11 protein-coding genes are annotated in these 14,086 nt (G+C 54.4%); 5 read left to right on the top strand and 6 right to left on the bottom strand.

Annotation, left to right across the window (positions count from 1 at the left end; translation table 11 throughout):
- Positions 1-9 precede the first annotated feature (9 nt).
- The 3 genes from ABDW36_RS07705 to uxuA all read left to right on the top strand — a co-directional run bounded on the left by ABDW36_RS07705 (position 10) and on the right by uxuA (position 3,024).
- Entirely contained in the window at positions 10-432 is a 423-nt protein-coding gene (locus tag ABDW36_RS07705; RefSeq protein ID WP_343701303.1) for a hypothetical protein, read from the top strand.
- The gene (locus ABDW36_RS07700) at positions 432-1,706 is read left to right on the top strand and encodes a glycerate kinase (protein WP_343701302.1); all 1,275 of its coding nucleotides are present in this window, start codon (positions 432-434) and stop codon (positions 1,704-1,706) included. Before ABDW36_RS07705 ends, ABDW36_RS07700 begins: the two co-directional genes overlap by 1 nt.
- 151 nt (positions 1,707-1,857) lie before the next feature.
- Positions 1,858-3,024, top strand: a complete 1,167-nt coding sequence (gene uxuA, locus ABDW36_RS07695) for a mannonate dehydratase (RefSeq protein WP_343701301.1) — start codon at positions 1,858-1,860, stop codon at positions 3,022-3,024.
- A 76-nt stretch (positions 3,025-3,100) separates the two neighbouring features.
- On the opposite strand, the gene ABDW36_RS07690 is transcribed toward uxuA, so the two are convergent.
- From ABDW36_RS07690 to ABDW36_RS07680, 3 genes are read right to left on the bottom strand one after another with little or no spacing between them, the layout of a single operon-like run.
- The gene (locus ABDW36_RS07690) at positions 3,101-4,378 is read right to left on the bottom strand and encodes a TolC family protein (protein ID WP_343701300.1); all 1,278 of its coding nucleotides are present in this window, start codon (positions 4,376-4,378) and stop codon (positions 3,101-3,103) included.
- Between the two features lie 18 nt (positions 4,379-4,396).
- Positions 4,397-5,977 carry an MDR family MFS transporter gene (locus tag ABDW36_RS07685; protein WP_343701299.1) on the bottom strand — a complete coding sequence of 527 codons (1,581 nt, stop codon included), beginning with the start codon at positions 5,975-5,977 and terminating at the stop codon, positions 4,397-4,399.
- A gap of 4 nt (positions 5,978-5,981) precedes the next feature.
- Positions 5,982-7,031 (bottom strand): HlyD family secretion protein, encoded by a 1,050-nt coding sequence (locus tag ABDW36_RS07680; RefSeq protein ID WP_343701298.1) that lies wholly within the window; start codon positions 7,029-7,031, stop codon positions 5,982-5,984.
- 133 nt (positions 7,032-7,164) lie between these two features.
- Here ABDW36_RS07680 and ABDW36_RS07675 point away from each other — a divergent pair, with 133 nt between their 5' ends.
- Positions 7,165-7,656, top strand: coding sequence for a MarR family transcriptional regulator (locus ABDW36_RS07675; RefSeq protein ID WP_343701297.1), 492 nt, complete (start codon positions 7,165-7,167; stop codon positions 7,654-7,656).
- Between the two features lies 1 nt (position 7,657).
- On the top strand, positions 7,658-8,323 hold the full coding sequence (locus tag ABDW36_RS07670; protein WP_343701296.1) for a hypothetical protein: 666 nt from the start codon (positions 7,658-7,660) through the stop codon (positions 8,321-8,323).
- A 90-nt stretch (positions 8,324-8,413) separates the two neighbouring features.
- On the opposite strand, the gene ABDW36_RS07665 is transcribed toward ABDW36_RS07670, so the two are convergent.
- Genes ABDW36_RS07665 through ABDW36_RS07655 form a run of 3 tightly spaced genes read right to left on the bottom strand, consistent with a single transcriptional unit; the run spans position 8,414 to position 14,019 of the window.
- Positions 8,414-9,586 carry an alginate lyase family protein gene (locus ABDW36_RS07665; RefSeq protein ID WP_343701295.1) on the bottom strand — a complete coding sequence of 391 codons (1,173 nt, stop codon included), beginning with the start codon at positions 9,584-9,586 and terminating at the stop codon, positions 8,414-8,416.
- 15 nt (positions 9,587-9,601) lie between these two features.
- Positions 9,602-11,485: an alpha-L-fucosidase gene (locus ABDW36_RS07660; protein WP_343701294.1), complete on the bottom strand. Its 1,884-nt coding sequence runs from the start codon at positions 11,483-11,485 to the stop codon at positions 9,602-9,604.
- The gene (locus tag ABDW36_RS07655; RefSeq protein WP_343701293.1) at positions 11,482-14,019 is read right to left on the bottom strand and encodes a glycoside hydrolase family 95 protein; all 2,538 of its coding nucleotides are present in this window, start codon (positions 14,017-14,019) and stop codon (positions 11,482-11,484) included. Before ABDW36_RS07655 ends, ABDW36_RS07660 begins: the two co-directional genes overlap by 4 nt.
- Positions 14,020-14,086: the final 67 nt, after the last annotated feature.

Raw genomic sequence — 14,086 nt, 5'->3', positions numbered from 1 at the left:
AGATCGTTTATGAAAAAGAATACAGGCATTATGATGGTGCTTCTGCTGCTTGCAGCACTGGCCGGGCAGGCCCAGGAACCAGCCAGGGTCAAAAAAGAAAGATGGGACGCTGCTTCCAAGGCAGACAAGATGTCTGACAAGCTGTACCGTGAGCTGAACCTCACCAAAGAGCAGAACCAGCAGATACATGCTATCAATGACGACATTGCCCGCCGCCGCGACGCCTCCCGCAGAGACACCACGCTCGACACCCGCCGTAAAATGCAGCTCCGCCAGCAGCTGGACGCCGAGCGCAGCAACCGGTTTAAAACAGTGCTTACGCCTGCGCAATACAAAAAGTGGAATGACTGGCAATTGCAGAAGAAAGAGCAGCTGGAGGCTAAAATGGACCGCAAACAAGACAAGAAGCTGGCCCGTAAAGCCAACCGCTGATGGAGCATTTTGCGCAACAGGCATACCAGATATTCCGGCAGGGCGTGGCCGCGGTGCAGCCGCAGCAGTTTATGCGCAGCTGCCTGCCCATGGAATTTGTTCAGGAAGCCACCCGCATTTTTGTGCTGGGCGCCGGCAAAGCCGCCACCGCTATGGCGCGGGAAGCTGAATCCCTCCTGGGCGGCAAAATCATGCAAGGCCTGATAGTGACCAATGACCCCGCCGCCGCTCCGCTTTCCCGCATACAAACCGTTATTGCCGGCCACCCGGTGCCAGACGAGAACAGCCTCATTGCCGGCACCGCCATGCTTGAAATGGCCGGCGCCATGCAGCCGGGAGACCTGGTGCTGTTCCTGCTTTCCGGCGGCGCCTCCTCCCTGCTGGCCGATGTGCCCGATGGCGTTACCATGGAAGAGCTGCAGCAATTGTTCAATGCGCTGCTGAAAAGCGGCGCAGACATCCGCGAAATGAATACCGTGCGCAAGCACCTCTCCGCCATCAAAGGCGGCCAGCTGGCCCGCCGGCTACACCCGGCCAGGATTTACACCATCATTCTGTCAGACGTGCCCGGCAACGACCCTGCCGTAATAGGTTCCGGCCCCACAGTGGCAGACCCGTCTACCTTTACGGAAGCCTGGGCCGTGCTGGAAAAATACCGGCTCATTGATACGCTGCCCGCCGGCATCCGCCATCACCTGGAGCAAGGGCTCACTGGCGCGGTAGCGGAAACGCCCAAGCCCGGCAGCATTCCGCACGCACAATATTGCATAGCCGCCAGCAACAGCATAGCCCTGGCCGCCGCCAAAGAAAAGGCGGAGCAACTGGGTTATCATACCACCATATTAACAAACACGGCCACCGGAGAAGCGCGGGAACTGGCGCAGCGCCTGGCGCGGCAAGCGCTGGCTTACAACGGCCCTTTTCCCGCATGCCTGCTGGCCGGAGGGGAAAGCACCGTACAGGTAAGCGGCACCGGTAAAGGCGGCCGCAACCAGGAACTGGCGCTGGCGGCCGGCATGACCATCAAAGACGCGCGCCACATCACGTTCCTGGCCGCCGGTACTGACGGCATAGACGGGCCAACAGACGCCGCAGGCGCCGTCATCAACGCTCATCTGCTGCAAGGCGCGCCAGACCCGCTGCCCTTTCTTCACAACAACGACGCGTATCACTTTTTCGAAAAAACCGGTTCCCTCCTCAAAACCGGCCATACGCACACCAATGTAATGGATATGGTGGTAATACTGCTGCAGCAGCCGCCGGAGTTCCCATAGTGCCGGCCCACCGTAGCAGCCACCATGCAGGCGTTATATACACACCTTCATTACGCCTCCGTTTTTTATCATATCACGGATATTTCACCCGGATTATTTGCATATCTCACTTTTGATTCTATTTTTGGGAAACTAAAAAAACATTCAGAGTATGTTGAGAATGGAACAGACCTGGCGTTGGTTCGGTCCCAAAGACCCTGTAAGCCTTTCAGATATCCGCCAGGCGGGCGCCACGGGCATCGTTACCGCATTGCATCACGTTCCCAACGGCGTTGTATGGAGCAAGGAAGAGATCATGCAGCGCAAACAGGAAATAGAAGCGGCGGGCCTCACCTGGTCTGTTGTTGAAAGTGTTCCCGTACATGAGGACATTAAAACGCAAACCGGCCGGTTCAAGGAATATATCAAAAACTACCAGCAGAGCCTGCGTAACCTGGCTGCCTGCGGCGTGTATACGGTAACGTATAATTTTATGCCCGTGCTTGACTGGACGCGTACAGACCTCTCCTACACCGTAGAAGATGGTTCCAAAGCCCTGCGTTTCGACAAGGCGCAGTTCATGGCCTTTGACCTGTTCATGCTGCAGCGGCCGGGTGCGGAAAACGACTACCCGGAAGAAGAAATATCCCGCGCCAAAGAACAGTTCGACAGCATGACGGACGAAGAGAAAGCCCTGCTGCAACGCAACATCATAGCCGGTTTGCCGGGCTCTGAAGAAAGCTTCACGCTGGAGCAGTTCCAGGCCGCGCTTGACAAGTATAAAGACGTGGACGCCATCAAGCTGAAGCTGCACCTGTTTTACTTCCTGCAACAGATCGTTCCGGTAGCGGAAGAAGTGGGCATCAAGCTGGCCATCCACCCTGACGATCCCCCGTATCCTATTCTGGGCCTGCCCCGCGTGGTAAGCACAGAGCAAGATGCGCGTGAGCTGCTGGCCACAGCCCCCTCACCGGCCAACGGGCTTTGTTTCTGCACCGGCTCTTACGGCGTGCGGGAAGACAATGACCTGCCCGGCATGGTAGAGCGCCTGGGAGACCACATCCACTTCATTCACCTCCGCTCCACCAAGCGCGATGCGCTGGGTAATTTCTACGAAGCCAACCACCTGGAAGGGGACGTAGATATGTACAGTGTGGTGAAGAACATACTGGCCGTTATGCAAAAAAGGAACGTATCCATCCCCATGCGCCCTGACCACGGCCACCAGATGCTGGATGACCTTCACAAAAAGACCAACCCCGGCTACAGCGCCATTGGCCGCCTCCGCGGGCTGGCTGAGCTGCGCGGCCTTGAAATGGGCATAGCAGGTAAAAACTGACTATCCCCCAAATAATTAAGCCCGGCTCAGATGGGCCGGGCTTTTCTATTAACACACACTACAAAAACAACAAGTTCTATTTCCAGAACTCATTGCCATTCAGTTGTAACAATGCCAGGCTTGAAACAGACAACTGGTATTGGTATTGTATTTTTGACAGCTGCGCTTCCAGCATGGAGGTTTGCGCGTTCTGCAGGTCGAGATAGGTGATCACCCCGTTCCTGTAGCGGCTTTGCGCCAGCTCCAGCGCGCGTTGCGCCTGCTGCAGCAGTACCTCCGCAGTTTGCAGCCGCTGTTTGTTGGCCGCAATATCTGACTGCTGCTGCAGCACCTCTTTCCGTATATTATCTTTTATACTCTTCGTGTTCCACTTGGCCACTTCCACTTCGGCGGCAGCCATATGTTCCTGCGTGCGCAGCTTCTTACCGTGAAAAATGGGCACGGAAAGGCTTACGCCCGCGGCGTAATTGAATTTTGGTGTGTTGATATCAGGCAGGTAGGCGTTTTTAAAACCCGTACCGGCATCCAGGAAGAGAGATGGTTTATATTGCGATTTGGCCGCATCCAGCCCCAGCTCCGCCACTTTCTCCTGCTCCAGTGAAGACTTTACAGTAGCATTGCTATTATAGTCATCTGCCACCTGCACAACCGGTGCGGGCCATTCAAATGATGTGCTGATGGAGTCTTGCAACGGCTCGCCGGTGAGGTACTCCAGGTTGGCCAGTTGTTTTTGCAGGGAATTCTCGTAATCTACCTTGCGGTTGCGGTAAGTTTCCAGCTTCACGCGCGTGTTCAGCAGGTCAAGGTCAATAGCGTCTCCATGCTTCAGCTTGTTTTCCACCATATGCTCCGTTTCTTCCAGCAGGTGGATGTTGGCGTTCTGCACGGCAATGTTGTTGTTCAGGAATGCAATGCCCAGGTACACGTTGGCCACCTGGTAAGCCAGCTGCTCCCGCAGCTCCGCCGTTTGCAGGGTAAGCAAGCTGGCTTGAGCCTCGCTTTGTTTGATCTGGCTGCCTGACTTGCCGAAATCCAGCAGCAATTGCCGTGCTTCCACGCCGGCGTTCACATTTTCTGAAGGTACCGGCTGAAAGGTAAAATCGCTGCCCGGCAATTGCACCTTGGGCACCGGGTATACATGGTTATAGGAGGCAACGCCGCTGATTTCCGGCAGGCGACTGGCTTTGGCCAGCTGCGTCTGGTCTGCCGCAATGCGTTGTTGCGTTTCCATTGCTTTTATTTTCGCAAAATGATCGAAAGTATGCTGCACCATGCTTTTGAGGTTTTCCGGTACCTGCTGGGCGGAAGCCCCCAGGGCGGAAACGGTGCAGATCATGAATAATATCTTTTTCATCTGTTGTAATGTGTTTTATTAGTGCGCATGCTCTGCCGCTTCTTTCATGGCCGTTGCGCTGAGATTACGTTTTTTGACGAATAACATTAAAGGCAGCACGCACACGAAGAAGATGCCCACAATGCGGAAAGCATCCAGGTACGTCAGTACATACGCCTGTTTGGTTACCAGCCCGTCCAGTATATTCAGGCCCACCTGGTGCGCCTGCAGCGGGTTGATGCCTTTACCCGTCAGGGCGCCGGCAGTCTGGTTGAGCCGGTCTATGGCCTGCGGACTGTCTGCCGTTACATAGTTCAATAGCTGCGTGCGGTGCAGCGCGTATTGCCGCGCCACATAGGTGTTCATAAAGGCGATACCGAAAGAGCCGCCCAGTTGCCGCAGCATGTTGTTGATGGCAATGCCCTGCGGCATTTCCTGCGGCGCCAGGCCAGATACCGCCTGGTTGGTGAGCGGTACGCTCAGCATGGCCGAGCCTACGCCGCGCAGCAGCAGTGGTGTAAAGAAAAAGAGCACACCTGCCTCCGGGCTGGCGCCAGACATCCAGAAACAGAAAATGGCAAACGTGAGGAAGCCTGCGGTGATCAGGTATTTAGGCGGTACGCCGCGTTGTATGGCCTTGCCCACCAGCGGCATCATCACCGCCGCCATAATAGCGCCGGGAAATAATGACTCACCGGTGAGTGTGGGCGTAAAGCCCATGATGCGCTGCATCCATACCGGGTATACGAACATGGAACAATAAATGCCCATGCCCATGATGAAGGTAAGCAGCGTGGTAATGGCCAGGGTGCGGTTTTTCAGTACGCTCAGGTTAACCGCCGGCGCATCCGTTCTCAGCTCCCACCATATGAACAGGATGAAGGCCACCGCCGCCGCAACTGTAAGCACTACAATATGAGGGGCCGCAAACCAGTCTTCAGACTGTCCTTTCTCCAGTATGTACTGCAGGCTGCCCACCCAGATGATCAGCAGCAGAATACCCACATAATCTATCTTGATGGCCTTGCGGTTGATGTTGTACTCATTGGGCTGCTTGTCAATGTAATTGAATACCAGGAACGCCGCAATGATGCCCACCGGCACGTTAATGTCAAAGATGAGCGACCAGTGGTAGTTGTCTACTATGATGCCGCCCAGGGTAGGGCCTATGGTGGGACCAATGATCACGCCCATCCCGAAAATGGCCGAGGCAATAGGTCTTTCAGATATTTCGAATGTATCAAAGAGAATGGACTGAGAGGTAGATAACAGCGCCCCGCCGCCTACGCCCTGCAGAAAGCGCCAGGCTACCAGCTCCCAGAGCCCGCCCGCGTTGCCGCACATGTAGGAAGAAAAGGTAAAGATGAGGATGGACGCGAGGTAGTAATTTTTCCTCCCGAAGTACGAAGCCAGGAAGCCCGTCATGGGGATCACGATCACGTTCGCAATTGCATAGGCGGTAATGACCCAGGAGGCATCTTCAATGGTTGCGCCCAGGTTGCCGCTGATCTGCGACAATGCCACGTTCACAATAGTGGTGTCTATCAGCTCCAGCATGGTAGCCGAAATGACCGTGGCCACTATGATCCACTTGGCAAATCCTTTCGGTTTGGGTGACATATGGCTAGTATTTTAAGGCCACTTCCACGCTCAGGCCTGCACGGAGCTTGTCGAGGTATTGGTCTGCGTTATCGATAGAAATTTTAACAGGTACCCGTTGCACGATTTTCACAAAGTTGCCGGTAGCATTATCTGGCGGCAGCAGGGAAAATTTGGCGCCGGTAGCTTTGGAGATGGCGGTAACATGGCCCGTCAGCTTCAGATCGCTGAAGCCGTCCACTTCAATTTCCGCTTCCTGGCCCTGGTGAATATGCGCCAGTTGTGTTTCCTTGAAGTTGGCCACAATGTAAAAACCGTTTTCATCCACAATAGTGAAAAGACTTTGGCCGGCTTGCACAAACTGGCCCGGCTCCACGTTCTTTTTGCCGATGCGGCCGGAAATGTTGGCGGTAATGCTGGTATAGCCCAGCTTGAGCTTCATTTGCTCCACAGCTGCCTGTTTGCTGGCAACCAGCGCTTCCGCCTGGGCCACTTTGGCCGTGGCTACCTGTACGCCGGAACGGGCCAGGGTGATATTGTCCTGCGCAGCCTGGTATTGTTTTTCACTGGTGAGGCTGGCAGCCTTGGTGTCATCCAGCTGGCGGTTGGTAATAGCCTGGTCGTTAAACAGGTTCTGGTCACGGCTCAGGTCTGCCGCCGCCTTGTTTTTGTGTACCAGCGCCACCTGTGCATTGGCATTGGCTACGTCAATACCGGCCTGTGCATTGCCCAGGTTGGCCTTTGCCGTTTGCAGGTCTGCCACGGCCTGACGATAATCCGCCTCGGCCTGCTGCAACGCAATGCGGTACTCTTCATCATCAATGGCCAGGAGGGTATCTTTTTGTTTTACCGTGCCGTAATCCTGCACGTAGAGGTCTTTCACGTAACCAGACACGCGGGCAATTACCGGGGCCGCATGGCCTTCTACCTGGGCGTTGTCCGTAGTTTCGTGATGACGGGCGTACAACCACTGGCGAACGCCGAAAATACCGGCCAATATGAGGATGCCGATGAAAATAAGACGCACCGCTAATTTACCCTTACGCGGGCTTGGATTGGAATTTGCAGTTTCCATTGTAGTATGTGTTTTGTAGTATTGTATTTGATGGACGCAAAGGTAAACCAAGCTTACCATATTAGACAATTAAGTTGACTATATAGGTAAATTATTATCTTTGCATGACAATTCAGCCTCAAACAACTGTTATATGACCACAGCGACCTTAGACCAACAATTGGCCGAAATAGTGGCCAACCGGCCCCGTTTACTGATACGGCTGCTTAGCATCGTGAAAAAGGACTTCGACGCCCGGCTTACGGAAAAACTGCAACAAGCTGGTTACAAAGACTTTAAAATTGGAGACATGGTGCTCATTGTGAACATTTCGCAGGAAGGCACTATTAACAATGAACTGGCCAAGAAAGCACGCATTACCAAGCAGGCCATGAGCAAAGTGGTAAAAAACCTGGAGGCTACCGGGTACATCTATACCCGTAAACATGAAACAGACAACAGGGCTACGGTGATCTTTCTGAGTGACAAAGGCAAACAACTGGTGATAGATACCAACAAAGTGGTGCATGAGGTGCAGCGATATTACACCAGCATCATAGGAGAATCTGACGCGGAGGTATTGCGGGACGTCCTTTACAGGCTGGTGCAGGTAATTTTTCCCTCGGCTGTAGAAAAAAAGGATTGACATGAACACGCTTGATCATGAGCTGATAGACCGCTACATTTCAGGAGATATGAGTGAGGCGGCGAGGCAGGCCTTTGAAGACAGGCTGCGGGTGGAACCGGCCTTGCAGGAAGAACTGCAGCGTCGTGTACCGGCTGCGCAGACAAGTGAAGTGTCAAAGCTGCGTGCCCGCTCTGCCGTGGTGAAGCTTCGGCGCTTTTCAATCGGAATCGCTTCCCTGGCTATCGTAGCTGCGTTGTTGTTATTCCTGGGCCCCTGGAAGCGTGACCTTTCTATCCAGTACGCCTCCGAAGCCATGATGACACCCGAGGAGCGCGGTGAAGAACCTGACAGCACCATGGAGCAGGCCGCCCTGCAATTCAACCACCGCCACTACCCTGCCGCCATCAGCTCACTCAATACGGTGCTCGGGCAGCGGCCAGATGATGCTTATGCACGGCTGTACAGGGGCCTGGCTTATCTTGAAAACCACCAGCCGGCGCTTTCCCGGCCTGATCTTGAGATCATCTATAACGGCTCGTCTGCGTTTAAATATGACGGGGCTTTTTATACAGCGCTGAGCTATCTGAAACAAAGGAACCGGAAAGCATGCCGGGAGTGGCTGCTGAAAATCCCGGAAGGGGCGGACAACTACGAACGGGCGCAGCAGTTGCTGAAAGAGCTGTAGAAAAAAGATGCCGGCTCAGACGAGACCGGCGTTATCATATTCCACGTCTACAGTAAAATCTTTACTACGTTTATGATTATCTTTTTACGTTTATAATTTCACCATCCATATTTCAGGATTGCGAACCGGCAGGTTGCGCAGTACTTCTTCCACCTGCGGGTCATGTTCCAGCCGCTGCCACAGAGTGAAATAGTCTTTGTTATTGTAAGCCGCCGCTCCAAAAAGGAGGAAGGGATGTGCCACCGGCCACTCGTCCCAATACATCACGTCTTTGGCAAAAGGCCAGGTGTTTTTGTTGTTTACATAAGGGTACATGTACGCAATGCCTTTGGATATTGATTTTCCTGTTGTTTCGGTGTACGTCCACAGATCATTGCCGGAGCTGCTGAGTATCTGGCAAACGGTAGCCATTGCGTCCAGGTTAAATAACGCGTAACCGTAAGGTTTTGTTCGGCGCAGCTCCAGCGGGAAGCTGCCATTGTCTGCCATTTGCCGGGGCAGCAGCACTTCTTTATACCGTTTTGTGCAGAAGTTGAGCCATTCGGTGTTGTTCAAAAACTTCGCAAAGGCAGCCACCTGCATCACCCAGCAGGTGCCGTGGTTATTGGCGGCATTCATTTCGTCAATGCCGTATTTATGCTCCGTCATCCATTTCAGATAGGCGGCAAACCACTCTTTAACAGCCGAGAGGTCTGCGGGAGGAATGGCGCCTGCTTTTTCCATGATACGCAGCGCCTGCGCTACTTCCAGAAAATGTACCGTATCTATGATGCCGATGCCGCGGCCGGTAACCCTGCCCTTGATGGCCTGTGCGTACAGCAAATGCGGGGTCATGCGGGTAGCGGGTGTAACGAACCATGCGCGTATATGCGTGAGCGCATGCGCCAGGTATTTTTTATCGCCGGTGGCTACATAGGCCGCAGCCAATGCGCCGGCCACCCGGCTGAAGCGCACCATGGCCTGGCGGTGCGCCAGAAAATTATCCGGGTTGGTTTGCCCGTCTTTCTGGATATACGGACTATCTGGATGCACGGGGTTGGGCCACCAGTAATCCCCTTCCGAATAAAAATCGTGCAGGCCACCGGCGCTGCGTTCACAGCGGGATGCGGTAACGGTTACGGGCTGTTGCTGCATGGCCCATTCGGCCTTGGCCATAATGTCTGCCCGGCGTACTATCACCGCCTCTTTCAGCCAGTCTGTATCTGCCGCCTGCGCCAGTTGCGTCAGCAATATACCAATGATGATCAGCAGCCGTTGTTTCATGATGTTCTGTCTTTTTTATTGCCGGCCTGCCGGCGTTAATGTGATCCCGAATAATTTCATCAGTTCTTTTCCCTTGATGTTGACCGGTTCAATCTGTAAAATATGATGGCCGGGCGCAAGCAATATATCTGCCAGCTCCTGCTCCACTATATTTTCTCCCTTTGCCGCCGGCTTCACCGCATACTCCGCGCCTTTCCCGTCTGCCAGCAAGCGGAAAGCACCCTCTGTTCCTGCATCTACAGCGTATTTGATCTTCACTTTATACCGCACCGGTGCGTCTGTGGTCACCTGCCAACGCAAGGTTTGCGTTTTGCTGCTCCAGCGCTGCACGTAATATTTTGCGGCTTTCCCGTCTCCATAAGCCCAGCCTTCTCCCTGCAGCTCCGCATCAAAGGCCAGCAACGTGTTGGCCGAGCCGCTGGTAGCCAGCAGGCGCGGCACTACCGGTTCTTCGCCGCCGGAAGTAGTAATTTTCACCACACTGTTGTAAGGGTCTGGCGCTGTGGCGGGCACGGCAATTTCCCAACGGGCGGGCGCTGTTTTCTTTACCTGCAGCGGTTTGCCGTTACCCAGCAGGACAGCGTTCTTTATTTCGCTGATACCGTTCACCACCAGCTTGCCGTTGGCCGGCCACTCAAAAACATGGAGATATGCCCGGGCGTTCTTTCGCGTTATAACACCCCAATACTGCTCATGCCTGTTCAGCGCCGTAGTGCCGTAAATGCTCTCGCCATATTTGCCCATCCACTGCCCGATGCCGTGCAGTATCACTGTATCCCGCGGGTCAATCAGGCCATTGCCCATTGGGCCAATGTTCATCAGCAGGTTACCGCCTTTGGCGGCTGCCTTTGCCATGAGCTGAATGAAGAAACCCGGCGGCTTGTGACTGTTGTCAAAGCGGGAATACCCGTAAGATTCGTTGGTAGTGGGAATGGCTTCCCAGTCTCCTTCCACGGGATAAAATTCCGCAGGCCTGTCTGCCGTGTTCTTATAATCCCCGAAAGACACTGCGGAACTACGCGCCAGGCGCCCGTTTACCACCACGTTCGGGTCTGTTTCCCGGATGGCCTGGAGTATGCGGATGTTTTCAGACAGGGGCAGCTTATGCGGCGTATCGAACCAGATAATATCCGGATGGTATTTTTTCAGCAGTTCCTGTATCTGCGGAATGGATTTTTCATTTACATACTTCACCGCTTTCGGCAGCAGCTCCGGGTGATGGTCATACCAGTTGGTACCCCCGAAAAGGTTCTTGTCCCCACCGGGATTGTTGTAGTCCCAGTCATTGCCCGGCGCATCCGGGTGTTCCCAGTCAAAAGCATGGGAGTAATAAAACCCGAAGCGGATGCCGTATTTTTTGCAGGCGTCTGACAGTTCCTGCATAGGGTCTCGTTTGAATGCGCTCTGCGAAAGGGTGTAATCGCCAATGGCGGAAGGGTACATGGCAATGCCATCGTGATGTTTGGCGGTGATCACCAGGTACTTCATGCCCGCTTCTTTGATCAGCTTCACCCATGCTTCCGCGTCAAACTCCACAGGATTGAAAGTGCGGACGAGTTTTTCCCTGTACTCCTCCCTGGAGATCTTTTCCTTTCGCATCAGGTGTTCCGCATAGCCGCCTACCTTTTTGCCTTTCCACTCCCCGCCCGGTACGGAGTACACGCCCCAGTGAATAAAACATCCGAATTTCGCTTCTCTCCACCAGGCAATGCGGCTGTTGTGGCCTTTCATGGAAGCTTTCCACCAGCCGTGCACGGCGTCTGCCATGGCCACGCTGTCTCTCGCGGCAGCTTGCTGCATGAGAATACCGTCATCATCTCCCTTGTACTGGGAAAAACCCTGTACTGAAAGTCCCAGCAGTGCTGCTGCCAGCCATCCTCTATTCATCCTGCGGTTCATATCACTGTAATCTTCATGGTGCCTTTGGTGATGGTAATATTGGTATCGTATACCTTTTTCAGTGGTAACGCAGGCAGCTGGCCCCGGTCTTTGACCACCTTGTTCACCGCCGTGCCGTAGTCTTTGAAAGATTTCTGCGGGGCCTGTCCGGTAGTTGGTGCAGCTACTTTCACCGGCTCAAAGGTGCGCAAGGTGAACTGTCCGCCAAACGAGCCGTCAAAGCGGATCTCCGCTGCGGCAAGTTTCCCGTTTTTCCAGGTGATGTCTACTTCTCCGCCGCCTTTTACTTTCAACCCTTTCACGCTGCCGTCAGGCCATGCTGAAGGAAGCGCGGGCAGCAGGTGAATGGCGCCGTCATGACTTTGCACCAGCATTTCCGTGATGCCGGAAGTAACGCCAAAGTTGCCGTCTATCTGGAAGGGCGGGTGCGCATCAAACAGATTGGCGTAAGAACCGCCGCTGTTGTCTGCCACGCTGATGGAGTCTGACTCCGCCAGGAACAATTGTTTGTTAAGCATCAGGTAAGCATGGTCACCATCTTCCAGCCGTGCCCACCAGTTGATCTTCCAGGCCTTGGACCAGCCGGTCCCGCCGTCTCCGCGCAGCTCAAGACTGCGTTTGGCGGCTGCCGCCAGTTCCGGCTGCCTGCGGGGACTGATCATATTGCCGGGAAACAAACCATATAGATGAGAAAGATGACGGTGTTTGTCATTAGGATCATCCCAATCCAGGTACCATTCCTGCAGCTGGCCAAGGCGGCCGGTGTGGAGCGGATACAGCTCTTTCAGCACCTGTCTGAGCCGGGCGGCAAACGCCGCATCTGTTTTGATCTCTTCCGCTGCCGCAATGGTGCGGGTGAAAAGATCATGTATAATGGAAATATCCATGGTGGAGGCAATGCTCACGGAGCCTTTGCGCTGGCCATTGATGAGGAAATTATTTTCCGGGGAAGTGGAAGGATTGGTCACCCATTGCCCTTCCGGGTTTTTCACCAGCCAGTCCAGCATAAACTCCGAAGCGCCTTTCATCAGCGGATACGCCGTAGTACGCAGGAAAGCGGTATTACCGGTGTAGGTGTAATGCTCCCAGAGGTGGCGGCAGAACCAGGCGCCCGCCATGGGCCAGATAGCCCAGCGCGGGTCTCCCTTCGGGTCTTTCCAGTCAAAGCCGCCGGAGGGGGATGTGAGCGCCCAGATGTCTGCGTTATGATGCGCGGCCCAGCCCTTCATGCCATAGTTCACCGTGGCCGTTTTGCGGCCATTTTGCGCCAGCTGGCCTATGAACTCGAACAAGGGCTGCGCGCATTCGCTGAGGTTGGCCGTTTCTGCCGGCCAGTAATTCATTTCAGTATTGATGTTGGTAGTATAGTTGGAGCCCCATGGCGGCTGCATCTTGTCATTCCAGAGCCCTTGCAGGTTCATGGCCGGGCCGCCCTTGCGGGAACCGGCTATCATGAGGTAACGGCCGTATTGGTAGAGCAGGGTGGTCAATTGTGGATCACGGTTGCCGCCGGCTTTGGTATATGCTATCAGGCGGGTATCCGTGGCTTTGGATGAGCTGCCGTCATCCCCCAGATCGAGGCGTACCCGGTTGAAGAGCTTCGTATAGTCATCCAGGTGGCTTTTTAACAAAGCGTCATAGGTTTTGGAGCGCGACAGGTATTGCAGTGCGGCCGCCGCAGCGTCTTTGCCTTCCGTAGCAGAATTTTTGAACGGGCCGTTGTAACTGGTGCCGATAGACACCAGCAGCACCGCTTCCGTAGCGTTGCTGATCTGCAGCCCTTGTGCGTCTGCCTTGCTGCTGCCGCCTTTCAGACTGGCCTGTACATGCACTTCGTATTTGGTGCCTGTCTTGCCATCATACTCTATTTGCCTTTTTTCATATGGGCGGTGAGGCACGTAAGATGGCGCCTGGCCGCTCATTACTACATGCGCATCGCTGCGTTTGGTGATCTTTGAAGGCATCGGATTGTTGAACCCGGCATGAAAATTCAGGGCGCCGGGGCGGCTGCTCCGCCAGCGGATCACCAGCAACTGGTCAGGGTAGCTGACGAAGGTTTCCCTCGTGTATTCCACCCCTTTATCTGTATATTTTACGGTGGCTATGGCCGTATTCAGATCAAGGCTGCGTTCATATTTTTCCGGTTTACCCGCGGGCGCCGTGTTGCGCAGCAGCAGGTCTCCCAGCGTAATGTACCGGGCAGAATAAGGGCCCAGCATCTGGCGGCTGAGCGAGTCTGCCAGCATGTACTCCCCCTTCCACAATGCTTCCCGCACTTTGGGCAGCATGGCTTTGGCGCCGGGATTATTCCCGTCCCGCGGGCCGCCGCTCCATAAAAAACCTTCGTTAAGCTGCAATCTTTCTTCCTGTACCTGTCCGAACACCATAGCGCCAACGCGGCCATTCCCGACGGGCAACGCCTCATTCCAGTTCTTTGCCGGCTGCTGGTACCAGAGCTTCAGCAAGGGGTCCTGGCTGAACCCCGGCATAGACATTGTGACCAATAAGAAAACAGGAAAAAATAATCTCTTCATGTAGCGTGAATTAAAAGGGCGCTGAAACGGCTGCTCCATGGGAGTACAGTTCATCTACATACTGTAC

This window comes from Chitinophaga sp. (assembly GCF_039596455.1).
Lineage (GTDB): Bacteria > Bacteroidota > Bacteroidia > Chitinophagales > Chitinophagaceae > Chitinophaga.
The sequence above is the reverse complement of the archived record's forward strand: the minus strand, read 5'-3'. Positions and strand labels throughout refer to the sequence as shown.